This is a genomic window from Butyrivibrio sp. WCD2001, from assembly GCF_000424485.1.
In the GTDB taxonomy this organism is placed as follows: domain Bacteria; phylum Bacillota; class Clostridia; order Lachnospirales; family Lachnospiraceae; genus Butyrivibrio.
The window spans coordinates 14,075-37,411 of record NZ_AUJZ01000023.1 but is presented as its reverse complement, the minus strand read 5'-3'; the positions used below and the strand labels follow the sequence as shown (position 1 = coordinate 37,411).

General features: G+C 42.1%; 27 protein-coding genes. 3 read left to right on the top strand and 24 right to left on the bottom strand.

Annotated elements, in window-relative coordinates:
• Positions 1 to 684 precede the first annotated feature (684 nt).
• Positions 685 to 1,641, top strand: a complete 957-nt coding sequence (locus G630_RS0115480) for a succinylglutamate desuccinylase/aspartoacylase family protein (RefSeq protein ID WP_022762022.1) — start codon at positions 685 to 687, stop codon at positions 1,639 to 1,641.
• An 18-nt stretch (positions 1,642 to 1,659) separates the two neighbouring features.
• Here the strand turns inward: G630_RS0115480 and G630_RS0115475 are convergent, their stop codons facing one another.
• From G630_RS0115475 to G630_RS0115445, 7 genes are read right to left on the bottom strand one after another with little or no spacing between them, the layout of a single operon-like run.
• Positions 1,660 to 2,400 carry a DUF4198 domain-containing protein gene (locus tag G630_RS0115475; protein ID WP_026499104.1) on the bottom strand — a complete coding sequence of 247 codons (741 nt, stop codon included), beginning with the start codon at positions 2,398 to 2,400 and terminating at the stop codon, positions 1,660 to 1,662.
• Positions 2,401 to 2,420: 20 nt separating this feature from the next.
• Positions 2,421 to 3,182: a class I SAM-dependent methyltransferase gene (locus G630_RS0115470; RefSeq protein WP_022762020.1), complete on the bottom strand. Its 762-nt coding sequence runs from the start codon at positions 3,180 to 3,182 to the stop codon at positions 2,421 to 2,423.
• A 38-nt stretch (positions 3,183 to 3,220) separates the two neighbouring features.
• Positions 3,221 to 3,961 carry an ABC transporter ATP-binding protein gene (locus G630_RS0115465; protein ID WP_022762019.1) on the bottom strand — a complete coding sequence of 247 codons (741 nt, stop codon included), beginning with the start codon at positions 3,959 to 3,961 and terminating at the stop codon, positions 3,221 to 3,223.
• Position 3,962: 1 nt separating this feature from the next.
• On the bottom strand, positions 3,963 to 4,685 hold the full coding sequence (locus G630_RS0115460; protein WP_026499102.1) for an ATP-binding cassette domain-containing protein: 723 nt from the start codon (positions 4,683 to 4,685) through the stop codon (positions 3,963 to 3,965).
• A gap of 2 nt (positions 4,686 to 4,687) precedes the next feature.
• Positions 4,688 to 5,506 carry an ABC transporter permease gene (locus G630_RS0115455; protein ID WP_022779912.1) on the bottom strand — a complete coding sequence of 273 codons (819 nt, stop codon included), beginning with the start codon at positions 5,504 to 5,506 and terminating at the stop codon, positions 4,688 to 4,690.
• Entirely contained in the window at positions 5,506 to 6,429 is a 924-nt protein-coding gene (locus G630_RS0115450) for an ABC transporter permease (RefSeq protein ID WP_026499101.1), read from the bottom strand. The genes G630_RS0115455 and G630_RS0115450 overlap by 1 nt, the downstream gene beginning before the upstream one ends.
• Complete coding sequence (locus tag G630_RS0115445) at positions 6,422 to 8,032, bottom strand: ABC transporter substrate-binding protein (protein WP_026499100.1); 1,611 nt, start codon at positions 8,030 to 8,032, stop codon at positions 6,422 to 6,424. Before G630_RS0115445 ends, G630_RS0115450 begins: the two co-directional genes overlap by 8 nt.
• A 180-nt stretch (positions 8,033 to 8,212) precedes the next feature.
• On the opposite strand from G630_RS0115445, the gene G630_RS0115440 reads away from it, so the two are divergent.
• Positions 8,213 to 9,400, top strand: coding sequence for a cation:proton antiporter (locus tag G630_RS0115440; RefSeq protein WP_026499099.1), 1,188 nt, complete (start codon positions 8,213 to 8,215; stop codon positions 9,398 to 9,400).
• A 308-nt stretch (positions 9,401 to 9,708) separates the two neighbouring features.
• Here G630_RS0115440 and G630_RS0115430 read toward each other — a convergent pair whose 3' ends face one another.
• The 10 genes from G630_RS0115430 to G630_RS0115385 all read right to left on the bottom strand — a co-directional run bounded on the left by G630_RS0115430 (position 9,709) and on the right by G630_RS0115385 (position 16,397).
• The gene (locus G630_RS0115430; protein WP_022762012.1) at positions 9,709 to 10,632 is read right to left on the bottom strand and encodes a radical SAM mobile pair protein B; all 924 of its coding nucleotides are present in this window, start codon (positions 10,630 to 10,632) and stop codon (positions 9,709 to 9,711) included.
• Entirely contained in the window at positions 10,608 to 11,306 is a 699-nt protein-coding gene (locus G630_RS0115425) for a radical SAM mobile pair protein A (RefSeq protein WP_022762011.1), read from the bottom strand. Before G630_RS0115425 ends, G630_RS0115430 begins: the two co-directional genes overlap by 25 nt.
• Positions 11,303 to 11,740: a radical SAM mobile pair system MarR family transcriptional regulator gene (locus tag G630_RS0115420; protein WP_022762010.1), complete on the bottom strand. Its 438-nt coding sequence runs from the start codon at positions 11,738 to 11,740 to the stop codon at positions 11,303 to 11,305. Before G630_RS0115420 ends, G630_RS0115425 begins: the two co-directional genes overlap by 4 nt.
• 134 nt (positions 11,741 to 11,874) lie before the next feature.
• Entirely contained in the window at positions 11,875 to 12,219 is a 345-nt protein-coding gene (locus G630_RS22220) for a hypothetical protein (protein ID WP_022762009.1), read from the bottom strand.
• Between the two features lie 60 nt (positions 12,220 to 12,279).
• Positions 12,280 to 12,921 carry a YoaK family protein gene (locus G630_RS0115410; RefSeq protein ID WP_022762008.1) on the bottom strand — a complete coding sequence of 214 codons (642 nt, stop codon included), beginning with the start codon at positions 12,919 to 12,921 and terminating at the stop codon, positions 12,280 to 12,282.
• Between the two features lie 54 nt (positions 12,922 to 12,975).
• Complete coding sequence (locus tag G630_RS0115405) at positions 12,976 to 13,260, bottom strand: metal-sensing transcriptional repressor (RefSeq protein WP_044959503.1); 285 nt, start codon at positions 13,258 to 13,260, stop codon at positions 12,976 to 12,978.
• A gap of 53 nt (positions 13,261 to 13,313) precedes the next feature.
• Positions 13,314 to 13,676 carry a heavy-metal-associated domain-containing protein gene (locus tag G630_RS0115400; protein WP_022762006.1) on the bottom strand — a complete coding sequence of 121 codons (363 nt, stop codon included), beginning with the start codon at positions 13,674 to 13,676 and terminating at the stop codon, positions 13,314 to 13,316.
• 35 nt (positions 13,677 to 13,711) lie between these two features.
• Positions 13,712 to 14,479 (bottom strand): HD domain-containing protein, encoded by a 768-nt coding sequence (locus G630_RS0115395; protein WP_022762005.1) that lies wholly within the window; start codon positions 14,477 to 14,479, stop codon positions 13,712 to 13,714.
• Between the two features lie 44 nt (positions 14,480 to 14,523).
• On the bottom strand, positions 14,524 to 15,174 hold the full coding sequence (deoC, locus tag G630_RS0115390; RefSeq protein ID WP_022762004.1) for a deoxyribose-phosphate aldolase: 651 nt from the start codon (positions 15,172 to 15,174) through the stop codon (positions 14,524 to 14,526).
• A gap of 185 nt (positions 15,175 to 15,359) precedes the next feature.
• Complete coding sequence (locus G630_RS0115385) at positions 15,360 to 16,397, bottom strand: YeiH family protein (protein WP_026496659.1); 1,038 nt, start codon at positions 16,395 to 16,397, stop codon at positions 15,360 to 15,362.
• A 127-nt stretch (positions 16,398 to 16,524) separates the two neighbouring features.
• Between G630_RS0115385 and G630_RS0115380 the strand changes: the two genes are divergently transcribed.
• Positions 16,525 to 17,418 (top strand): LysR family transcriptional regulator, encoded by an 894-nt coding sequence (locus G630_RS0115380; protein WP_026499096.1) that lies wholly within the window; start codon positions 16,525 to 16,527, stop codon positions 17,416 to 17,418.
• Here G630_RS0115380 and G630_RS0115375 read toward each other — a convergent pair.
• From G630_RS0115375 to lysS, 7 genes are all read right to left on the bottom strand, one after another.
• Positions 17,406 to 18,383: an HPP family protein gene (locus G630_RS0115375; RefSeq protein ID WP_026499095.1), complete on the bottom strand. Its 978-nt coding sequence runs from the start codon at positions 18,381 to 18,383 to the stop codon at positions 17,406 to 17,408. The genes G630_RS0115380 and G630_RS0115375 overlap by 13 nt on opposite strands.
• 14 nt (positions 18,384 to 18,397) lie before the next feature.
• Complete coding sequence (locus G630_RS0115370) at positions 18,398 to 19,039, bottom strand: hypothetical protein (protein WP_022770055.1); 642 nt, start codon at positions 19,037 to 19,039, stop codon at positions 18,398 to 18,400.
• Positions 19,040 to 19,066: 27 nt separating this feature from the next.
• A complete protein-coding gene (locus tag G630_RS0115365) occupies positions 19,067 to 19,504 on the bottom strand; it encodes a hypothetical protein (protein ID WP_022770056.1) in 438 nt (145 codons plus the stop codon).
• A gap of 80 nt (positions 19,505 to 19,584) precedes the next feature.
• The gene (locus G630_RS0115360) at positions 19,585 to 20,535 is read right to left on the bottom strand and encodes a DUF6017 domain-containing protein (protein WP_026499094.1); all 951 of its coding nucleotides are present in this window, start codon (positions 20,533 to 20,535) and stop codon (positions 19,585 to 19,587) included.
• Between the two features lie 65 nt (positions 20,536 to 20,600).
• Complete coding sequence (locus G630_RS0115355; protein WP_026499093.1) at positions 20,601 to 20,966, bottom strand: replication initiator protein A; 366 nt, start codon at positions 20,964 to 20,966, stop codon at positions 20,601 to 20,603.
• A 63-nt stretch (positions 20,967 to 21,029) separates the two neighbouring features.
• Entirely contained in the window at positions 21,030 to 21,362 is a 333-nt protein-coding gene (locus tag G630_RS25465) for a DUF6462 family protein (protein ID WP_242829944.1), read from the bottom strand.
• A gap of 406 nt (positions 21,363 to 21,768) precedes the next feature.
• The gene (gene lysS, locus G630_RS0115340) at positions 21,769 to 23,334 is read right to left on the bottom strand and encodes a lysine--tRNA ligase (RefSeq protein ID WP_026499092.1); all 1,566 of its coding nucleotides are present in this window, start codon (positions 23,332 to 23,334) and stop codon (positions 21,769 to 21,771) included.
• Positions 23,335 to 23,337 lie beyond the last annotated feature (3 nt).

The window sequence follows — 23,337 nt, the reverse complement described above, 5'->3', positions numbered from 1 at the left end:
CCCCTGCGAGGTTCAGATATTCGCCCAATATGCTTCTGGCGCCTTCATGAGTCATGTCCGAAAACAGACTTACGATTCCCATCAGGGTTATAAATGTTATGGCGCCAGACAAAGCCCTTTTTTTATCCATGTTCTACTCCACTAATCCCGATTTGCTTATTTCATTATCCTGAAAGTTATTCTATACTAAGATTCTTCTTGCTTTCTGATTACAGCGGTATCTTGAACCTCCCTAGGCAGCCACTCTGCATTCACATAGTCGAGTGGGATTACTAACTCCTGCATCTTGTCTTCTGAAACAGGCCTCTTTATATCATCCGGCAAATAATCAAGACCCACTTCACGCAGGCTTAGGATACTGTCATAGCTGCAACTTTGATTATAAGATTTTTTCTTAAGCAATTCCAGAGTATGCGCTATTTCTTAATGACACGTATATCTGACACTGCCCTATGCCGCATTTTTACTACACCAGAAAACCGGAGCCAAAATTTTTAAATTTTGACACCGAATTCCTACAAAAAAACCTCAGCACTTAGCAATCGTCCTAAGGCTGAGGTTCATTAGATATGGTACTGATGTTTATGGTTTTTTGTGTACGCGGGAGCTATGTAACCCCCTAGGGGGCTTGAAAGTCCCGGTCCTAACATGATAACCTTGGCTCTGAAGTGAGGTTTAAAAACTATGGAGAAAATAAATATAGCCGGACACGAACTTACCTCCGGCAAGACGATAAAAGATCATATACATGTCGGCGGAACTGAGATACACATTCCCCACATCATCATCTGCGGAGAAAAGCCGGGCAAAACCGTTCTTGTCACAGCCGGCATTCATAACGCAGAATATGTCGGCATTCAGGCAGCTATTGAGCTCTCTAATGAGATTTCTCCCAAAGACCTTTCAGGAAATCTTATCATCATCCCCTTAGCCAACAGGTCAGGTTTTGAAAACAGAACCATGTCCCTTGTTTATGAGGATGGCAAGAATCTCAACAGGGTCTTCCCGGGAGACAAGGATGGTTCAGCCGCGGATCGCCTGGCAAGCCTTCTGTTTGATGTTTTTATTAAAAACGCTGATGCTTACATTGACCTGCATAGCGGAGATGGATATGAGACTCTTATCCCCTACGCATACTACGTGGGAGCTTCTCCTGCCAGCGATATTGCAAAAAAGATGGTAGACTGCGTCAACGCCTCCTACTGCGTAAAGAGTACCTGTACCACCGAAGGCGCCTACAACACAGCATCCATGGCCGGAATCCCCAGTGTTCTCATAGAGCGCGGTCAGTTAAGCCTGCTTCCAAAGGATGAGGTACAGGCAGACAAAGAGGATGTGCTGAACATTTTGAAATTCCTTGGTCTTATTGAAGGAGAGTACAAGACATATCCCAAGACAGAACTCAGAGAATTCAGTGATGACGCCCCATTCACCGGCTGCTGGTATCCTGAGAAAAAGGTGGGAGACAGATTCTCAAAAGGTGATAAATTTGGTGAGATAAGGGATTACTTTGGAAGGCCCCTTCACACAGCCATTGCCGATACTGACGGAGTTCTGATCCACCAGTGCTCATCTCTTAGCATAATAAAGAATGGTCCCATGGTGACCTACGGAGTAATACAAAAACAGGATGCATGTTAAACGCATCCTGTTTTTGTATTACCTTTTAACGTATGTGAATGTTGAAGCTATCTCTTTGCTGTCATAGATTCCGGGAATTCCTTCCACCAGCGGAGTTCTTGTAACGGCCATATACACACCCTTTTTCTCCACTGAGAAGAATATCCTGCCTTCCTCATCTGTGTTCAGGATTCTCTCAAAATACTCTTTTCCATCATAGAACACAACAACTACCGTGGATCCCTTAAGCGGGAATTTGTCGTGAATAAGCTTTAAATGAAGCACATCGGTGTCTGCTTCCCAAGGATCGGGAACGAAGCTTACTCTGGACTCATGGATAAATTCGGGAGTCCCCTTCTTATCTCCAACAGTTATGTTTGTCACATATATCTGAGGATAGTTCTTGGCATCAAGAATATCAGGATATGTCCTTCTGTCGCCCTCATAATACACGTCTTTTTCATCTCTTACATAATTGTTGTCATAGATACACATAAGGGTGTAAATGCCCTCAGAAACTGGCGTAAAGCGAAGCTCATAGTAGTCTCCCTGCTCATCGCCCGGGCCCTTTACCGGTGTTATTGATATTCTGTTGCCTTTTTCATCTGTGGCAAAGGCTCTTATCTCATCAAGGCGAAAGAATCCGTCAGGTCTCATGTGATGTCCCCATCTCATTATTCCGCAGACTTCTTCCCCCGGCTCATATACACTCTTATCAGTGATTATCCAGGCTTCGTGGCCATATACCATCATATCTGTAGTATCAATTCCTCTTCTCATCTCAAACTCCATTCATATTATTAGACTATTGCTTTCTGAGCCTTTACCAGAAACATCCTGTCAGGCATATAAAACTGGTCTTTCTCGCTATAGAGTCTATCTCCTGCCCCAAGATCAGTAACTATATTTTCATAACCGATTTTTTCAAGCGCAGCTTTGTCCCACTCCGGTCTATCCAAAGTGCTGATAGATAACATGTGGTAAATATCATGGCACTCCTCTACCATGGCGTCGGTCACATTTTTGTGGGCAAGGTTCTGCATCTGATCATAGTGATGAAATCCCTTTGCATACTCCGCATCATACACAAGCAGCATTCCTCCCGGCTTTAACACTCTGTGCCACTCCATGTAGGCTTCCACCGGATGCGGAAGTGTCCATACAAGATTTCTATTTATCACCAGATCAAAAGAGCTATCGTCAAAATCCAGCTTCTCGGCGTCCATAACCATAAGGCGCGCCTTTGCTCCATGGCGTGAAAGCAGCTCTTTTCCCTTCTCTATCATCTCAGGCGTAAGATCCACGCCCGTCACCTCAAACCCGAAATCCGACAACACCATTTCAAAAAAACCGGCTCCGCATCCAACATCCAGAACAGACAGCTTATCATCAGCTGAAAAGTGTCTTAAAAACTCCGCCTGCCACAGCTGTTTTTTCCTGCTGTGGATCTCCTCGTGCTTGTGCTCACTAAAGCTCTCAGCTCTCTTTGACCAATAGGTCACAACTTTATCTTTGATATCTTCAGCTTCCTCCTCAAAAGGAATCTGCATAAGTTTAGTCATATTACTACGTATACCCCAATTATCTTTCTAATACTAAGTTATTCGATCAGATTATCGAGTAGTTCTTTTGTATACTCATGTTGTGGATTCCCAAGGACTCTGCCGGTCTCACCCTCTTCCACACACTCGCCGTTTTTCATTACCATTATCCTGTCGCACAGCATGCTCACCAGAGCAATGTCGTGGGAGACAAATATGATCGACACCCCTTCTTTTTCCCTCAGCTGCTGCAAAAGAGCTACTACCTGGGCCTGAGTTGTAACATCCAGAGCACTTGTTGCCTCGTCGCACAAAAGAATCCCTGCATCAGAACACAGTGCCCTTGCAATTGACATTCGCTGGCACTGTCCTCCGGACATGCTTCCTGCCTTTTTCTCCAAAAGACTCTCATCAAGCCCAACAGCCTCAAGGATTCGTGACAGTTTTTCATGGCCACAGCCCTTTGTAGCTTCCACAACGGCTTTTTTCATCTTCATTCTTGGGTCAAAAGACATCTGGGCATCCTGAAATATCATCTGCAGAAAAGTTCCGGCAAAGGCCGGCGACTTACCTGTATACTCTGTTCCCTTATAATAAAGATTTCCACTATCAGGCTTTTCCAGACAGCTGACGTGACGAAGAAGAGTACTCTTTCCGCTTCCGCTCTCGCCTACGATTCCAAGGATCTCTCCATTTTTCAGGAAGAAACTCACATCCTTTAAGGCCTGTAATTTTTTGCCTTTATCAACGTAGCTTTTATTTAGATTTTTTCCTTCTAAAATTATATCTGAATCCGGCATATCAGCTCACCTTCAGTCTTGGTACGGCCTTCAAGAGATTCTTTGTGTACTCGTTTTGTGGATTCTCCAGGATCTCTTTTGCAGGGCCATACTCAAGCATCCTGCCACTTTTCATGATTCCAATGTAATCAGCCATTTTAGATGCGATACCCAAATGGTGGGTAACCATCAAAATAGTAGTACCCTTTAGTTTGTTGATCTCAAGAAGCTGCTCCACAACCATCCCTGCTGTTTTAACATCCAGTGCGCTTGTAACTTCATCGCATAATAAAATCCCCGGCTCCAAGAGCATTGTTGTGGCAATGGCCATACGCTGGTTCATGCCTCCTGACAGCTCATAAGGCCTTGATGCAAGCGCTCTTTTAGCATCATTAAGTCCCAGAATTTGGAGTGTCTTCTCAACTTCATCTATTTTAAAGTCGATGTTATTACTTTTTAGCGCCTCCATTATCTGTGCCTTGTAAGTCCTTATGGGATTAAAAGATCCGCCGGGATTCTGAGGCACAATGCCAAGTAAAATGTCTTCTGGAGTCTCTATACTTCCGCATGTTTTAGTCACGCCTCCAAAGCCATGAATAGCCTTAAGAAGCGTAGATTTACCGCTTCCGCTCTCGCCGACGATACAGACTCTTTTACCTGCTTCCACTTCAAAAGAGATATCATTTATAACACTCTCATCGCCATAGCCGGCAGAGAGATTGTTTATCCTAAGTATTGTATCCATGCTTAATCCTCATCTCTATATTCCATGACGCAGTCCCCAAGATAGTTAAATACTATGATGGTGACTATGGTAGCAATTGCCGGATACAGCACAGCCCAAGGTGCTATCTGTATATATGCCCTGGACTCATTGATCATTGACCCCCACTCAGCAGTGGGTGGCACAACTCCAAGCCCCAAAAAAGACAGGCCCGAGATACCTATCATGGTGGTTCCTATCTGTGTAAGGGCATTTGTAAGAAGTGGTGCTATTATATTGGGAAGTATGTGGGCCATCATTATAGCCGGCCCACTCTTTCCCGCCAGTTTTGCAGCTTGCACGTAGGGGCAATTCTTTATGGCAAAAGTATGACTCCGTGCAAGTCTGGCAAACCCGGTCCACATAGTTATTCCCAGCGCGATCATGGCACTTGAAAGTCCTCCTCCAAGAATGCCCGCAACCGCGATGGCTACTACCATCTGAGGAAATGCCAGCATAATGTCGGCAATCCTCATCATAATTTCATCCAATATTCCGCCATAATATCCGCTAAGGATTCCAATAATGCTTCCCAGGATGAAAGAAATCGCAACCAGTATAAATGTAGCTGCTATAGTTGTCCTTGCTCCATATAAAACTCTTGAAAACACGCATCTTCCCAGGTTATCTGTTCCAAACAGAAATTCCCCGGACGGAGCTGACCTTATGGCTGATGCGCTTGTTGCATATGGATCATTAGGTGCAATAACACTTGCGAAAAGAGCTATAAGCACCAAAAGCAGTGCAACACCTGCTGATATTATTACTTTTATTCTGTTAATCTTTTTACGTTTATGGTTCATTAAAAAGACCTCGGATCCAAAAGCCTGTAGGTAATATCAACTATCAGATTTATAACAACATAGATTGTTCCCATAATAAGCACAAAGCCCATGATCACAGGGTAGTCCCTGGCTGTTATGGAATCCATCACAAGTTTGCCGATACCCGGCCATCTGAATATATTCTCAATAACAACACTGCCTCCCATCAGGGTTCCGATCTGAAGGCCGATTATTGTAAGTATGTGTCCAAGGCTGTTTCTAAGGACATTGTTGATAAGAATAAATCTGCCCTTTACCTTTCTGGACTTCATTCCCACAACATACTCTTCTCCAAGCTGATCCAGGAGTTCACTCCTAACCTGTCTTGTAAACCTTCCTGCCATGGGTATCGCCAGAGAAAGTGCAGGGAGCATAAGTCCTTTGATGCTTCCATCTGCAATTACGGGAAAGACCTTGATATGTATGCAAAACAGATACATCAAAAGTACTGATATCAGGAAATTCGGAAGAGAATTACCTATAAATGAAAAGAGCCTAACAATATGGTCTACCAATTTTCCTTTTTTAACCGCTGACCATATCCCCAGTGGAAAAGAGATTATAAGCGCCAAAAGCAGACTGGTTAAAGCCAGTCCACATGTGTTCTTAAGCCCTTTTATCAGTTTTGGCGCGACCGGAAGATCATCCTTAAAGGAAACGCCAAAATCTCCCCTAAGAACGTTTCTTAGCCAGTCTGCATATCTAACGATAAAGGGGCGGAGGAGGCCAAGCCTCTCCCGCTCCGCTTGCAGTATTTCTTTTGTGACCACCACACCCTGGGAGGTGAGTCTCTTTTCCGCAGGGTCACCGGGAGCCAGATACATTATGCCAAACACAAGAAAGCTCAGCACTAAAAGTATCAGGGCAAGTCCCAGGATCCTTTTAAGTATTTGTTTAGCCATTAATGTCAGTCTCTGCGTCTACTCCATAGAAATCGAAAGGAACATACTCAGCAAATCCGCTTACGCCCTTACGAAGAACTGTAGTGTTATTGAAAAGTCCAACATATCCAAATGCATTGTCATCTATAGCAATCTGAACGATCTTGTTGGCAAGCTCTGCTCTCTTTGCAGTATCTGTCTCAATTCTGAGCTGCTCAATCATGCTCTGGCATTCAGCACTCTCAAATCCACCTACATTGTAGTAAGCTCCGTCTGCAAGAGTTGAGTCGATGAAGTAAAGAGGATCACCTGACTTATCAGCGATCATGCAGTAAAGAGCAAGATCAAAGTCAGCGTTTGCAATGTAAGTAGCATCCGGATCTTCCTCAACTCTAAGTGTTGAATCAATACCAACAGCCTTAAGCTGTTCCTGGATCAGAATTGCAAGAGTATCAAGAGATCTTGCTGCATAGTATGCAATGCTGATGCTGAGCTTATTACCATCCTTCTCGTAGATGCCGTCAGCTCCAAGTGTATAACCATCGGCCTCCAAAAGCTCTTTTGCCTTGGCAGTATCTACTGCAGGAACATTTACCTTGCCATAAGCAGCTGATGTTGAGAATGGTCCAACTGCTGCAGATACTGTACCAGAAAGGTACTCTGCGATCTTGTCCTTATCAACAGTGAGATTGATTGCTTCTCTCACAGAATCATCAAGTGTATTCTCATTGAGAATGTAGTACTGAAGACGTGCACCTGGAATTGAAACTACATCGTACAGATCAGGGCTCTGGTTATAAACCTCAAGAGCTGCTGATGAAACGCTGTTGTAGCAGTCGATCTCGCCGCTCTGCATAGCAAGGAGCTTGGGATCATCCTCCTGCATGTAGTAGAATACAGCGCCGTCGAGCTTGACATCACCGCCCCAGTAGTTCTCATTCTTTACAACCGTAACATCACCCTCAGGTATAAACTCTTTTACAACAAACGGGCCTGTGCATACAGGCGCATTGTCAAAATCTGTTGTTGAATCAAGATCTATCATTCCGCACTCAGGGCTTGCCAGATCGTTCTTAAGAGTTGGATAAACTTCCTTTGTATCGATAACGATTGTCTTGTCATCTGTAGCAGTCATTTCAAAATCGCCAAGATAAGCAAATCTACTGTTCTCTGCAGCAAGACGCTGAAGGTTTCTGATGACCATATCAGCTGTCAGAGGGTTCCCATTTGAGAACTGAACTCCATCATTAAGTGTAATAGTCCATGTGGTGCCATCAGAAACTGCATCATTAGCAAGGCATGGAACAGCACTCATGGTCTCGTCGAGCTTAAACAGTGCTTCTGAAACACCATAAATTGATGTGTACCATCCGTAGTACTCCTTATGTACATCAAGACTTGGATAAGCAAAAGATGCTGCAGTGTGAAGAATCTTTTCACCTGTAGCTGTAGCCTGACTTGCGTCAGCTGTCTGATCATCAGATGTTGTCGCCTGTGTATCAGCAGATGCCTCAGATTCTGTTGTCTGAGTTTCTGTTGTCTGAGTTCCTGCACCGGAACCACAGGCTGCCATTGATAATGTCATGGTTGCAGCAAGAAGTGCTGCTAGAAATTTTTTCTTCATAATATAGTATCCTCCACTGTGCTTAAATTACCTCACACAATGGAAAGGATAGCATTGTGAAATCCACTCCACAAGCCCCCTGGGGGGTTATTACTACGTTGGTTATAGTTTTTTAACTTGATTTTGAGACGAAAAAGCATCATACTCATTTCTTAGCGTTATTAACAAGGAGGTATATATATGGATACAATTCAGATACTCAGAGATCTTTTTATCATAATCGTCATGGCAAAGTTATTCGGACTGATAGCCAGAAGACTTCATGCGCCACAGGTTGCCGGTGAGATCATCGCAGGTCTTCTCATAGGTCCAACACTGCTTAATCTTGTTAATCCCAGTGATTTCCTGTCGGGCATGGCCGAAATCGGTGTGATTCTTCTGATGTTCAGCGCCGGACTGGAAACAGATATCGACAAACTCAAAAAATCCGGCCTGAAGGCAACAATCCTTGCATGCACAGGTGTTGGAGTTCCGCTTGTTCTTGGAACGCTCCTGTACATGGCCTTCTATGGCTTTGCAGCTCCCGGATCAACCGAGTTCATAAAAGCACTCTTTATAGGAACTATTCTTACAGCTACTTCCGTGAGCATAACAGTTCAGGTTCTAAAGGAACTTGGAAAGATTTCCACAGAAGTGGGAACAACAATCATGAGCGCCGCAATCATCGATGACGTAATAGGAATCGTGGTTCTTACAGCTGTTCTTGGTCTGAAAGATCCAAATGCCAATCTTGCAGCTGTTTGCTTAAAGACCGTAGCCTTCTTTGCACTTTCGGTTGTAGTGGGAATGATCATATTTAAGATAATGTCAAAAGCAGAAGCAAAATGGCCTCATACCAGAAGAATCCCGATCATGGGACTGGCACTTGCCTTTGCGATGTCTTATGTTGCCGATAAGTACTTTGGAGTAGCTGATATCACCGGCGCCTATGTTGCAGGTATTATTCTCAGCTCTCTGGACAACTCCGAGTATATAGACAGAAAGATGGACATAAATTCATATATGTTATTCGGCCCCGTATTCTTTGCAAGTGTAGGACTTCAGACAAACCTAAGGTCTGTTGACATGACAATCCTTGCATTCTCGGCAGCATTTGTTGTAGTTGGACTCCTCGGAAAGGTTGTAGGCTGTGGCATCGTTGCAAAGCTCCTTAAGTACAACACCTCTGACTCGTTAAAGATTGGTGTTGGTATGATGACCAGAGGCGAAGTTGCACTTATCGTAGCTCAAAGAGGTTTAAAAGCTGGTATCGTTGACAGCAGATACTTTACCGCAGTAATCCTGTTGATAATATTAAGCTCAATTCTGACACCTATAATATTGAAGGCTATATATGCCTCAGATGAAAAAGCTAATTCTCCTGCTTAAGTTAATCGACTGTAGAACTGATAATGTACTAAAATAAAAAGGTCCGCTTTCTATTAAGAAAACGGGCCGTTTAATTTCAGTTTTAACAAGCAATGCTAAAAGCATCCCCACACATCATATCTTTTATCATACTGGCAAATATCTACATCCATATCAGCAATCTCATCAGCATACAGCCGAATAAGATCACTAAGGGTCCTACGAAAAGCCATATTACTTGTCCTTACCTTCAATCCAATAATTTACCAAATGCAAAATGGTATTTATTGTAATGCTATCGAATCTTTAAATTCCGGTTTATTCTTCCATCAAGGATTATGTATTACATTTCTCTTTCCACTATTGGCAGTTCCTCTTACTTCTTCGTGGTAAAAGTAATCTACGATTGTTGGATGTCCTTTCTCTACTCTCTCATACGGAGTTTCATTATCAACAAACCTGCAATCATACTTTTTAGCCAGCTCTTCTGCTTTCTTTTCCAGCGCTTCAAAATAGCTGCGGTTCTTTTTATTATAGATTTCGTCATACAGCGGCACCAGATCCGGATGTTTATCGGAAATGTATTTCATGATATCTGCCTTAAAACCTCCGCGAAGATTCAGATTCTCAAGCCATACAAGGTCACACTGATCTTTTGTCCTGTCTATGATTGCTTCTATATCCGTAATCCCCGGGAACACGGGTGAAATGAAGCAAATTGTACGAATGCCTGCCGCATATACCTCTTTCATTGCAGCAAGCCTTCTTTCTATGCTTACTGCCGCATCCATATCATCTTTAAACTCTTCATCGAGAGTATTGATTGACCATGATACTGTAAGTCTGCTATGTTCATTGATATCTTTTAGCAGATCCAGATCTCTTAGTACAAGGTCTGACTTTGTGCAGATAAGTATGTCCGCACCACTGTCCTTTAGTTCTTCCAGAAGTCTTCTTGTATTTTTATATGTTTCCTCTAGCGGATTATAACCATCCGTAACTGTTCCAATGATCACCTTCTGGCCGGCATACTTCTTTGGATTCTTTATTTCAGGCCAGTCTTTCACATCCATGAAGGTTCCCCATTCCTCCGTATGCCCTGTAAAGCGTTTCATAAAAGATGCGTAGCAGTATTTACAGGCATGGGGACACCCCACATAGGGATTCACCGAATATCCTCCAATAGGAGTATTCGATTTTGTCATTACACTTTTTGTTTCTATATGATTTACTTTGATTTCTGGTTGTTCCATATTCTCTGTTCCTCCAGCACTTTGTTAAAAGCATCCGGCATTTCCTGTATCATTTCTTCTCCCATAATCGGAACAAGATCTTCTTTCCAGAATACAGGAATGTTCAGTTCATGAGCCTGTTCTGTCAATGAATAAGCCCACCCGGGATCTGTTTTAACAGTCCTGCTCTTTGCACCTGTCATGGTTCCCACCACAATCCAGTCAATACCTGTAAGATCAACCTTACCCGGATCATCGAACAAAGGCTCAAAGGTAACATGATATTTTTTTGCCTTCACATTGCTCCGCAGTGCATCAATACGCCATAACTCAGACTTTCTCGTAACTGTAACGCCAAACCATGCATTATCAAGATCTGTTTCAAAAGACAGAAGATCCGGTCGTTTGGTAAGAAAAAGAAACTGGTGCTGAGGATTCTCTGCTATCTTTTTAAAGACTTCCTCTCTCCATTCCTCATGCCAGCCCGAGAGATCGCTCATGCCGGTCAGCAGAAAATTCTGCGGCTTTTTCTTTTCCATCATACGAAGCTTTCCTTGAAAAAACTGTGGCTTTTCAAAATCATCTATGATGTGATAACGCCTCGTATTGTTTCTGGCATAGCAGTACGGACATCCAACAGTGCACCCTATAACAAGATTCATGTTCTGAATCTGATCTTTAATACAGATACTCATTTGTCACTCCATTCCTCAAGGTTTACCCTGATGCGGTTAAGATACTCTTCAAACTGAAGAATCTCTTTATCCGTAAAATCACGATAATAAATACTCCCCATCTCATTGGATACGGAGTCATAAGCTTCTTTAAGTTCTTTGGCTTTATCTGTGAGGAACAGAAGAGTTTTTCTCTTATCAGCTTCATCAGTTTTGCGGCTTATCAGTCCGTTTTTTTCCATCCGCTCAAGCATGGTCGTAAGTGAAGTAATTGCAAGTCCGCTTTTCTCGGAAATAATTTTAATAGGAACACCATCTTCCTGCCATAAGACATAAAGAATCCTTCCCTGAGCTCCGTTAAATGCATCAATGTTTTTTTCTGCCAGTATCCTTTCAAATATACGATCACCCAGCTGTTTTATTTTTGTAACAAGAAATCCACCATTTGTCTTCATAATTAAATACTCCTATATCGTAGTTTTATACTACGATATAGGAGTATTTTTGTCAAGCACACATATCATAACTTCGGATTTTATGTTCTATCATTCATCTCGAAAAACCTGAATCTGATAACGTGTTCCATCTGCTATAGTCTTCTACCAAACTCCCTAATTTCATCAAGTTTTTCCTTTATTACACCTACATTTAACTTTTCAGACACAAAACCATGTTCAATCATTTCTTTTCTTCTTTCGAGAATAGAATTTTGCTCTCCAACAGAAGTAATCACCCCGATATCTTCTACCCCCATGATTTTTGTTGTGATTTTATGGATTTCCATAATACCTTCATAAATCCCATCGATTCTGCTACTTAGAAGCATGGCGCACTTTTTAAGTTTTTCCGGCTTACCCATTGCGTAAATTCTACTTATTGCTGATTGTAATGGGCCACTAATGTTGTTGAAGAACATTGGAGATGCAAGACTCATTACCTCCGCCTGCTCTAAAGATTGAATCCCGGTGTGATCTTCGCCTGTCCCGTCGGCTCCTCATTCTTTTACCATCATATTGATAACTATAAGCAGTATGACTACCGAAATCCATATGGTTTTTATCCCAATGATTCCGGATATTACTCCGCCAAATCCTGCTCCTATAGCAAATATCAGAATGATTCCAAAGAAGTGAAATGATTTGTACAAAGATTGTTTGTTTTTGTCTCTAAGGTATTTAGAAAGGCTCTCTGTTCCACTTCTCAGATTTCCAATGCACATGGTACTTGCATATCCATATCCATGTACTTTTCTAAATGTTTGCACCTGCATGGCACATGAAAATGACACAATCATATTTGCTATCATATTCATATCCATGGGGAGAAGTCCGACAATGCTAAGCGCAATCATTTCAATTATTATGATAATCTGTCTCCAGTGGATTTTTTCAGCACATTTATACTCGTTTTCAATTCTCTCTGCTATAAAAATCCCAGCAGCAAACGAAAAAAGCGGACACATATAGTGTAACCCCTGCATAAAATTACCCTGCATCAGGTTCTGACTCATTAAAACAACATTGCCGGTCTGTGCATTGGCAAAGACTTTATCCCTCATATTATATGTATACGCATCCTGTAATCCTCCTGAAAAGGATAATAATGCACTTAATCGAAAACTCTCAGATGTCTGCATATTTCTCCTACATATTTTATTATCGCGGAATAGTTACTCATGAATGTAATTCTTTTATTTCATGAGTTTACGGATCGTCTTCAATAATTCGTCCACGATTTCTTCATCGTCATTTTTTATGCCGTCCGTAACGCATCCTTTCAGGTGATATCCAAGAAGTTCCTGATTAAAGCCGTCTATTGCTGAGGCTGCAGACATGGACTGTTGAAGGATGTCGTTGCAATATACGTCATCCTCGATCATTTTTTCCAGGCCACGCATCTGCCCTTCCAGACGTTTCAACCGGTTGGTCAGAGCCTTTTTCTGTGCTGCTGTTCTGACTGTCTTTTTATGTGCCATAAGTAATCTCCCTATTATTCATATGTTGACTAATAGTATCATATCCCGGCTATTTATTGTACAGAAACAACCTTATAGCCAAGATCTTCTATCTCCTTTATCAAGGTGTCATCCTCTACCTCTTTTTCGTACTTCACAACAGCTTGCTTCTTTTTGAGGTTCAGTTTTGCAGATACGCCATCAATTCTGTTGATAGCACGCTTAACACGATTGGTGCAGTTTTCACAGTGCATCCCGTCAATCATGAACACCTTAGTTTTGATTACAGTTCCTGAAAGCTTTTTATCCGGTTCTTTTACACTGGAACTGCCTCCGCCACAGCATCCACCTTCGCCTTTAAAGTGTTTTATAGAACCTCTTAGCGCAACAAGCAGGATAACAACAAGTATAGCAATGATAATGATATTAGAAGCCATTTCTTCACCTCTCTATTTCTCTTTACAACTATTGTTTAAGCGCATTCCAAGTAGTTAATTATCTTTTCCCTTATAAACTGCATCTTTTTAACTGTATCCGGATTATTGCTCTTAAATCCGAGCAGTCTGTATATATATCCCTGACTTTTGACCTGCCTGATACTCTCAGGGAATACAAGTCCATATACAAAAGAAATATGCCCAAGGATATAATCGATTCCGGTTTTCGAGTATGTTCTGTCTATATTTCCGGATCCCATAATGTCTTCATAAACTTCATCAGTTATGTACGAATCCGTAAAGGCTTTTTCCGGCAGATCGTAAATCTCTGTTCGCGGTGTCTCGCAATTAACACGTATAATGTCAATCTTATCTGCATCACGCAAAATTTCACAGAACATCCGCTCCCTGTCCGTCTGACCATCAGGAAGAATATATACATTGTGGTAACGGATGACTTTTTCCATCATTTCTCTGTCCATCTTTCTATCCGGATCAAACCTGTCTATCAGCTGTTCGTCCTTAAATAGCAGGTCTGCAGACAGTTCCGCGTGATTAACTGATATTCGATCCTGAAATGTATGATACCTTCTAAGCTGCTCAAAACGGCCTATATCATGAAGTATTCCTGACAGCCACGCGAATTCGCAGTCCTCCTCCGGAAGCAGAAGGCTTCTGGCGATTATTTCGCATAAATCAGCTACGCGATACGTATGATCTATCTTCAGCTTTACTTTCACATCTTCCGGATTATATTGATCCGTATATTTTTTAAACTCAGTCAAAATATTATTTCTGTCCATATGTACTGATTATTCCATTTCCAGTGTTTTATAGTTTTTCTAAATCACATACTTTTAGCAATCTTTACCAGCCTGCTTGTGCCAAGTCTGTGTGCTCCAAGTTCAATAAATTTCTCAGCATCTTCAATTGATGCAATACCGCCTGATGCCTTGATCTTGATATTTGGACCACAGTGTTTTGCAAAGAGTTCTATATCTTCAAAGGTTGCACCGCCTGTTGAGAAACCTGTTGAAGTCTTGATATAGTCTGCCTTTGACTGCGTAACAATCTCACACATCTTGATCTTCTCCTCTTCTGTAAGAAGGCAGCACTCAATGATAACCTTCATGGTATGGTCGCCACAGGCTTCTTTGAGTTCATTGATCTCATCAAGAACAAACTTATAATTCTTAGCTTTCAGCTCCCCTATGTTTATAACAATGTCGATCTCTGTTGCTCCGTTTGCAAGCGCATCCTTTGTCTCAAAAACCTTGGATGCAGTTGTTGTATTTCCATTCGGGAATCCGATTACTGTTGTTATAGGCATATCAGGGCCCATATACTCACGGGCTTTCTTCACATAATATGGAGGAATGCATACGGAAGCCGTATGGTACTTCATACCATCGTCGCATATCTCTTTTATCTCATCCCATGTGCTTCCCTGAGCAAGCAGTGTGTGATCAACCATCTTTAATATTTCTTCAAGTTTCATTCGAGTATCCTCCATTCTTCGACCTAAGGGTGGTACCGCTTGCGGTGGATTCCTTAGGTCCATCCAAAAATTTCATAGTCTTTTTGGTTCATAATTTGACAATAAATACGGGACGACAAAATAGTCCCCCCTACCATTTGCAATATATACTAGGGGGGGAGTATTTGTCAACGCCTATTTTTCTTTTACCATATTCCCATTACATGCTGCATCAAAAGGCTGACAACTGTTATTCCGATCCAGCAACAGCCGCCAAGCAAAATCGGCTTCCCACCTGATTTAATTAGTTTGATTATGTTACTGTTCAAGCCAATAGCAGCCATGGCCATTATTATAAAGAACTTGCTAAGTTCCTTAAGTGGCTTAAAAACATAAGAAGGGACACCTGCTCTCAAGCAAATAGTTGTGATAATTGAAGCAATCACAAAGAAGACTATGAACATCGGAAATGCTCTTCTAAAGCTAAAGCCATTTGTCGAACTTCCATCCTTTTTTGCTTCCCTTGCCCTCAGATACGCAAGTACCAGTGTAATAGGTATGATAGCCAGTGTTCTTGTAAGCTTGACCGTAACTGCCTTATCAAGAGTCTGACTCCCCAGGTTCCACATACTATCCCAGGTTGATGCAGCTGCGGTGACGGAAGAAGTATCATTAACTGCAGTTCCCGCAAAAATACCGAAAGCCTCTCCTGTTGTGATATCAAAACCTATAAGCTTTCCCAGCGAAGGAAAAAGAAGTGCTGCCAGCACGTTAAAGAAAAATATCACAGAAATTGCCTGTGCCACTTCATCATCATCCGCATCAATGACAGGAGCCGTAGCTGCAATTGCTGAGCCGCCGCATATTGATGAGCCAACTCCGATAAGAGTAGCTGTGTTTCCTTTGATATTCATAACCTTATGAAGAATCCATGATAGGATAAGCGATGTTGAAATCGTGCAGATAATTATAGGAAGTGACTGTTTCCCGGTCTGAAGAACGACCGAAAGATTCATACCAAATCCAAGGAGGACAACAGCCTCCTGCAGAATTATCTTTGATGTAAACTTTATTCCATCAGCCGCCTTCCCCTTGTCATTCCAGAACAGGGCTATTATCATGCCCAGAATGATTGCAATCACCGCTCCGCCAACGACAGGGAAGCGCTTTCCCAGGAGCCATGAAGGAACTGCAATAGTGAAGCATACTATTACTCCCATGTAATTCTTTTTCAAAAAATCCATCTCAAGACCTCTCTCTCTTTTTAATCTGTTCTTTCGCAGGTCTTATTCTATTCTGTCTTTTGAAAAAGATAAAATTATATATTATTATATATCCATAAACATTTCTTATCGTTAGGGAGGACTGATTATGCTGGATTTCAGGATAGATACCTTTCTATGTGTTTGCAGGCACCTCAATTTCACCAAGGCGTCTAAGGAGCTGAATATTACTCAGCCCGCTGTTTCTCAGCACATACATCATCTTGAAAATGAATACGGGACAAAGCTGTTTACTCAGGATGGAAAAAAACTTTTTCTAACTGATAACGGAAAACTCCTGTATAAAAAAATGAATCAGATAAAAAATGATGATGAAAGTCTCAAAGAAATACTTTCAAAGAATAACCATGGCTTAAAAGACATCTCTTTTGGTGTCACCATGACCATAGGAGAATACATAATTGCTGATCCGATCAGTGATTACATAAAAAATCACCCGGATACTAATCTTATGATTACATTTGGCAACACATCGGAGCTTCTTAAAAAACTCTCCGACGGTGTTATAGATTTTGCACTTGTAGAAGGATATTTCCCTGAAAATGATTATGAAACGCTGCTTTTTAGCAAAGAAGAGTTCGTTCCTGTCTGTTCGGCAAAGCACTCTTTCAATCAGAAGCCACGCGTGATAAAAGATCTCTTTCCCGAGCGAATTCTTATAAGAGAACCCGGTTCAGGAACGCGCAATATATTGGAAAGAGCTCTTGCCCTGAACAATTACTCCACAAGTGATTTTAGGAATTTTACCCAGGTGGAGAACATGCATGCCATAATAAGCCTTATTGAAAAAGATTGTGGCATCACCTTTTTATATAAAGCAGCGGTTGCATCAGGACTGCAGTCCGGATATCTGAAAACAATCCCCCTTGACGACTTTAGGGTAAAACATGATTTTACCTTCATCTGGCCCAAAGATACTGTTTTCAGTGAAGAGATCCGTGCAATATGTGAGGAAATACAACCTATAACTCATTCTGCATGAAGTTCATGTTCTTTTTCATAAAGCTTGTTATCCTGCCGTCTCATGAAAATCATCCGGGACAGAAAAAGAATCAAGCTACTTCCTACAAAAATCTGAATCGGATATGTGATTAGTACGCTTTCAGATATTATCATGCTCAGCATGGTAATAGCGCCAATCGGTGGCATATACATCTTAGTAAAATGAATAACGATAAGCATACCACTTGTAGCAACAATTGCTGAAATCGTAATAGGAAGCCCTATCCAAATAGCAAAGAAATATCTTGAAATCACACCAATTATGGCACACACAGTTATCACTGCCACCGTTTTGACTGGCATATTTCTTGTTTTGTTCCTTGGCCTGGAAAACTCAGTAAATGCCACAAGTAACGGAGGTGCCACAACAAATCTATAACCCGTTCTGAATGCAACACCGGCTATTACTGTCACACAAAGGATTCTAATGGAAGTATCTACCATATCGTCCCTGGAATTCAGCATCACAGGAACATATTCCTCATCTGCTCGGATTCCCTGAAATAGAAAAAGTTTATGAAACAATATTACAAGTAATGTCAGTACAAATGCAGCTATAGGATACACTATACTTGTAGTATGCATCATCACCGGGAGCACTATTGCTGAGACAAATGGTGCAAACGTGGTTCCTGAAAACATAAAGATTACCTGAGCGATTGTGAATGCCAAAATCACTTCGATATACGTATCAAACGGAACAAATCTTACAATGCACACTCCTATTATCGCACAGCCTGTTATCAGTGAAAGCATACGCTTTCCATTAACCTTCCAGCTTCTATTTTTTGCCACCATATATCCAACTGCTAATGCTGTTATCTCAGGAAATATAATCTCCTTCTCATTTAAAGTTTCTGCAAATAGTGTCATCAGCGCTACTAACAGAACTGTACAAGCGTATGGTATTATTCTCTTGCCTGGATGTGTAGGTCTCCTATCCATATAGCCCCTCCTATTCATGCCAGTTCTAATCTATCTCTTACCACACTTACTATAGCAGTCACAACCATTGCAGCAATCACGACCACCATTCCCACCTTATCGTAGGATGTATAAAAACCTTCGGAGAAGTGCATTTTCACATATTTGCCCCAGATTGTGCTGAGAATGACGAGTAATGTGAATCCCAATGACACAGCATACATGATTGAAACAATTATACTGGCCAAAAGATTTCTATCTCCATCACATTCAATCCCGAACGAATCCAGGTTTGATGCTACGATTATACCCATGATGATCAGATAAATAATAGTGACAAAAAGAGCTTTCTGCCAGGTTGCGCATTCATAGCTGTTATGCACAAGTGCCATTATCAGTCCAACAAACATAGCACAGGAGAACTTTACCATTGGTCCTCCGGTCTGTTCATTTACTGTCAGCACAAGAATAATGAGTTCAACTATGGCTATCAATGCAATTGTGCTTGCTCTTGTCTCGCCGGGTATTATGTCTTTCAGTGCCGGATACTGGAACTGTAACACAAACGAGGCTATAAGCCCTGTGAAAAAAGGCATTGCCCTGAATACTCCAAAGAATACAACGGCAACAATGGCAATTACAAGTGTCAATACAATATCAAGTAATATTCCTACCATCTTAACCCCCTATGATTTAGAAACAGGCTACTTCTTGGAAGCCGCCTTACTTAGTTTATTGCTGTACACTGCTGCACGGCAAAGGAACTTCAATTGCTCCACACCGTTCTTCATGACAACAGCCCTTTCTATGCCTTTGACGACACCTTTCTTGACTGCTTCGTTATACATCTTGCCAAGTCTGGCTCTTACCGAGGCAGGTGACTCATTGATATGATTCTCGATTAGAACCTGGTCAACGTCCTTGAAAGTCGGAAGATCAGAGAGTGTAAACTCCGGATCCATCTTCCGTGACTCTGAGATCATGAGCTTAAGCGCAGTGGTGTAATCGTACCTCACCTTTGTGCTGTATTTCTCTTCCAGCGCTTCCAGGATGAGGCTGTTAACAGTTACCTTCTGTTTATCTGCAGCCTTCTGAATCTGATTGTACAGATCTTCGTTGATTGACAGATTGATCCTTGGCATATCACTTCCTCCTATGAGTGTTACGCATTCATCATTACACTTTGAGTATATGAGTGTTGCGCGGATATGTCAACATGGTTCTATACGACGCCGCTTGCCATGTCATGGCTAAGCTCGGATTGAAAGTAACTGCTCATCGTGGACGGTGCATTAAACAGCGCTGCCAGCAAATAGTTTTTGATGTTACGAACCTTTGTAGTATTCTCTTTCATGCAGCCCATGACATACTCAAGATGCATGTTATTGAGCTTAAGAAACTTAGACTTAACAAGGTTTGTAGGATACTCATTCTTTGAGATCCATATGCTCGGCTTCTGGCAAAGGACTGTTTCCAGCACAAGGTCATATATGCCCTCGATGATCTCTGCGTCCTGAGGGAAACGCTCAAGCATGGTATCAACAGCCAGATTTTCCCTGATGATCTCAGCATAGACATTATACTCATCATTCAGATCTGTCTTCATCGAAGAGATATGATTAGTAATAGTAATTAAATTAGTATTACTTGTATTATTATAATTAGGGTCGGATTTTCCGTGGTCTAGAACCCGAATTTCACGGGGTCTTGACTCCGATATTTCCGTGGTCTTGACCCCGATATTTCCGGGGTCTGAAACATCAGCTTCAGATTCAGAACCCGATTTTTCCGTAGTCTGAACTTCCACCATACCTTCAGAAATGAACTTCTTGAGGTAGATGATTGTAGGCTTCCCCTGGCCCTGCTTCTTGCGCTCAATAAGCCCGAATTCTTCAAGTTTATTGAAGAGCACACGGATCTTATCGTCCCCAAAGCCCAGCATTTCTGAAGCTTCCTGCTGTGCAAAGTAGATAAAAGCCCTCTGCTGCTCATCAAACCACTTATTTTTGAGGGATAACGACATTCTATCCAGCATAAGTCCGTAAAGAACCTTGGCAGACACGTCAAGCTCCTTAAAATAAGCGTTTGTGAACAACAGCTTTGGTATTCTGTAAAAGGACAGCATCTCGGATTCTTGACCCTTGAAATAGTCAAATACGATTTTTTCGCTCAATCCTTTTTCCTCCCTTCAGTGAGTTAGTGCGACGCTCGGTGGATTTAAGTGGTGCAATTTCTGCACTACCCTATCAACTGAAACACGCGCCTTCTATTGAAATTCTTGACGTAGATTTTGCTTGGTTTGCCCTTGGCCTGAAGCTTATAGATAAGGCCAAACTCTTCAAGCTCATTCATACAGTCGATGATAGTGTGCCTGGAAAAAGAAATATCTTCCTCCAGCCTACTGAGCGGATAGATGACATAAACTCGGTTTTCTTCGTCGTACCAGTTATGCCTTTTTGCTTCACGCATTTTATCAAGAAGAACTGCGTACAGCATCTTGGCTGAAGCCGACAGGGAAGAGAAATCCTTCCCCGTCAGAATCTCCTTGGGAATCTGTACAGAAGCAAATTGATCAGCCTGGGTATTATAGAAGTAGTCCATCATAATCAGTCGCCCTCGCTTTCGTGAGTTCTTTTCCACTCCGCACAGAAGTCCAGAAGAATTTTCTCAATCTGTGTCTGAGAGTAGTAAGCAGGAAAGTACTGGTTCCTTAACCAACTCTTCGATGTTATCAACCAGTTTTCTTCTTGCCATATCTTCGTCCTCTCTTTTCAAATCCAATATGCAGTTTTTCTCGATGTATTCATCAAGAACATCCAGATCTACAAGGGCAGTCTTTCGTAGTTTTATATTTGCCTTGGCCTCCTTGCAGATATTCACAAATGACCAGTAAGCCATCGCATAGAGCCTCGCTCCCTGGGCGTAGGTGCAGTAGCGATGTTTCTTACCTTCCAGATACTTTTCCAGATCAACTGGCGGTGGGGATTTTGAACGATTCATCTGTAACCTCCGTTTTTTGGTGTTACAGGATGTGATTTAAGAAAAAAGAATTGAGATTTTTAGAAATAAAAAAACCACATTTCTTCTTTTTGATAGAGAGAAATGTGGATTAGAATTAAGCTTCTTTGGATTCAAAAAGATATGAACCGCTTATTCCTCGAGACATTTGCCCCGGGATAAAGACTTTTCTCAAAATCTTTATCCCGTTCAAGTCGTTTTTGGACCATTTTTCGGACTTTTTTATGTCTACATATTCATCCATGGAAGCCCTGTTTCATGCTGGCAATCTGTACGTACTCATCCACTGACATACTATGATGTCCAATGGAATCGTTGTAAATCCAATGCATTTTTGGATTCAGCGGGTTCTCCACGGAGAAACGTGGTAAATACGCGAAGCTGTGTGTCATTTGCTTGATTTTAGCGTCGGGAAGAGCAAAACTTCTCTTATGTTAGCACTGTTCGTGAGAAGCATACACAATCTGTCGATACCGTAGCCAATACCACCAGTGGGCGGCATACCGATCTCAAGTGCGTTAAGGAAGTCCTCATCTGTATGCTCTGCTTCGTCATCGCCTGCTGCCGCATTGGCATCCTGAGCTGCGAAACGCTCTCTCTGATCGATGGGATCGTTAAGCTCTGAGTAAGCGTTGCACATCTCCCATGTGTTGATGAAGAGCTCGAAACGCTCAACCTTCTCAGGATCTGAGGGCTTCTTCTTTGTAAGAGGTGAGATTGCGATAGGATGATCCATGATGAATGTAGGCTGGATCAGCTTCTCCTCGCAGAACTCCTCGAAGAAGAGGTTGATGATGTCGCCCTTGGTGTGACGATCCTCAAACTCAACGTGGTGCTCCTTAGCGATTGCTTTAGCTTCCTCATCTGTCTTAACAGCGTCGAAGTCAACGCCTGCGTACTTCTTGATGGCGTCATTCATTGTAAGACGCTCGAAAGGCTTGCCAAGGTCGATGATGTGATCACCATAAGGAACCTGTGTTGTACCGCATACCTTTTCAGCGAGGTAACGGAACATGCTCTCTGTGAGCTCCATCATTCCTTCATAATCTGTATATGCCTGATACAGCTCCATAAGTGTGAACTCAGGGTTGTGTCTTGTATCTGTACCTTCATTTCTGAATACGCGGCCGATCTCGTATACTCTCTCAAGACCACCAACGATAAGTCTCTTAAGGTAGAGCTCAAGTGAGATACGAAGCTTTCTCTCCTCATCAAGTGCATTGTAATGAGTAAGGAAAGGTCTTGCTGCAGCACCGCCTGCATTCTCAACCAGCATTGGTGTCTCAACTTCCATGAAGTCTCTTGCTGACAGGAAGTTACGGATCTCCTGGATTATCTGAGATCTCTTGATGAATGTATCCTTAACCTCTTCGTTCATGATAAGGTCTACGTATCTCTGTCTAAAACGGATCTCTGTATCTGTAAGTCCATGGAACTTCTCCGGAAGAGGCTGAAGTGACTTTGATAAAAGTGTCAGCTCCTTAACATGAACAGAAATCTCGCCTGTCTTGGTTCTGAATGCGAATCCCTTAACACCTATGATATCACCGATATCCATCTTCTTGAATGCAGCGTAGCTCTCTTCTCCAAGATCATTTCTTGAAACATAAAGCTGCATGCGTCCTGACTTATCCTGAAGGTTAGCAAAAGATGCCTTACCCATTACACGCTTGCTCATCATACGACCTGCAAGAGATACAACCTTCTCTGCGGGGATCTCTGAAAGCTCAGGAGTGATCTGCTTACCCTCTGCGTCTGTCTCGGGAACAACCTCTAATGTCTCGAAGTTGTCTCTGATCTCCTGTGCGTGATGTGTCTGATCATACTTTACAATCTGAAAAGGATCCTTGCCCTCTGCCTGAAGGTTTGCAAGCTTCTCACGGCGAACCTTCTTGAGCTGGTTAATGTCTTCTGTCTTCTGCTGATTCTTTTGCTGATTCTGATTCTCTGCCACTTT

Coding starts and splice junctions, on each gene's coding strand:
- G630_RS0115480 (WP_022762022.1), top strand. CDS start 685: ATGGAGAAAATAAATATAGCCGGACACGAACTTACCTCCGGCAAGACG.
- G630_RS0115475 (WP_026499104.1), bottom strand. CDS start 2,400: ATGAGAAGAGGAATTGATACTACAGATATGATGGTATATGGCCACGAA.
- G630_RS0115470 (WP_022762020.1), bottom strand. CDS start 3,182: ATGACTAAACTTATGCAGATTCCTTTTGAGGAGGAAGCTGAAGATATC.
- G630_RS0115465 (WP_022762019.1), bottom strand. CDS start 3,961: ATGCCGGATTCAGATATAATTTTAGAAGGAAAAAATCTAAATAAAAGC.
- G630_RS0115460 (WP_026499102.1), bottom strand. CDS start 4,685: ATGGATACAATACTTAGGATAAACAATCTCTCTGCCGGCTATGGCGAT.
- G630_RS0115455 (WP_022779912.1), bottom strand. CDS start 5,506: ATGAACCATAAACGTAAAAAGATTAACAGAATAAAAGTAATAATATCA.
- G630_RS0115450 (WP_026499101.1), bottom strand. CDS start 6,429: ATGGCTAAACAAATACTTAAAAGGATCCTGGGACTTGCCCTGATACTT.
- G630_RS0115445 (WP_026499100.1), bottom strand. CDS start 8,032: ATGAAGAAAAAATTTCTAGCAGCACTTCTTGCTGCAACCATGACATTA.
- G630_RS0115440 (WP_026499099.1), top strand. CDS start 8,213: ATGGATACAATTCAGATACTCAGAGATCTTTTTATCATAATCGTCATG.
- G630_RS0115430 (WP_022762012.1), bottom strand. CDS start 10,632: ATGGAACAACCAGAAATCAAAGTAAATCATATAGAAACAAAAAGTGTA.
- G630_RS0115425 (WP_022762011.1), bottom strand. CDS start 11,306: ATGAGTATCTGTATTAAAGATCAGATTCAGAACATGAATCTTGTTATA.
- G630_RS0115420 (WP_022762010.1), bottom strand. CDS start 11,740: ATGAAGACAAATGGTGGATTTCTTGTTACAAAAATAAAACAGCTGGGT.
- G630_RS22220 (WP_022762009.1), bottom strand. CDS start 12,219: ATGAGTCTTGCATCTCCAATGTTCTTCAACAACATTAGTGGCCCATTA.
- G630_RS0115410 (WP_022762008.1), bottom strand. CDS start 12,921: ATGCAGACATCTGAGAGTTTTCGATTAAGTGCATTATTATCCTTTTCA.
- G630_RS0115405 (WP_044959503.1), bottom strand. CDS start 13,260: ATGGCACATAAAAAGACAGTCAGAACAGCAGCACAGAAAAAGGCTCTG.
- G630_RS0115400 (WP_022762006.1), bottom strand. CDS start 13,676: ATGGCTTCTAATATCATTATCATTGCTATACTTGTTGTTATCCTGCTT.
- G630_RS0115395 (WP_022762005.1), bottom strand. CDS start 14,479: ATGGACAGAAATAATATTTTGACTGAGTTTAAAAAATATACGGATCAA.
- deoC (WP_022762004.1), bottom strand. CDS start 15,174: ATGAAACTTGAAGAAATATTAAAGATGGTTGATCACACACTGCTTGCT.
- G630_RS0115385 (WP_026496659.1), bottom strand. CDS start 16,397: ATGGATTTTTTGAAAAAGAATTACATGGGAGTAATAGTATGCTTCACT.
- G630_RS0115380 (WP_026499096.1), top strand. CDS start 16,525: ATGCTGGATTTCAGGATAGATACCTTTCTATGTGTTTGCAGGCACCTC.
- G630_RS0115375 (WP_026499095.1), bottom strand. CDS start 18,383: ATGGATAGGAGACCTACACATCCAGGCAAGAGAATAATACCATACGCT.
- G630_RS0115370 (WP_022770055.1), bottom strand. CDS start 19,039: ATGGTAGGAATATTACTTGATATTGTATTGACACTTGTAATTGCCATT.
- G630_RS0115365 (WP_022770056.1), bottom strand. CDS start 19,504: ATGCCAAGGATCAATCTGTCAATCAACGAAGATCTGTACAATCAGATT.
- G630_RS0115355 (WP_026499093.1), bottom strand. CDS start 20,966: ATGATGGACTACTTCTATAATACCCAGGCTGATCAATTTGCTTCTGTA.
- G630_RS25465 (WP_242829944.1), bottom strand. CDS start 21,362: ATGAATCGTTCAAAATCCCCACCGCCAGTTGATCTGGAAAAGTATCTG.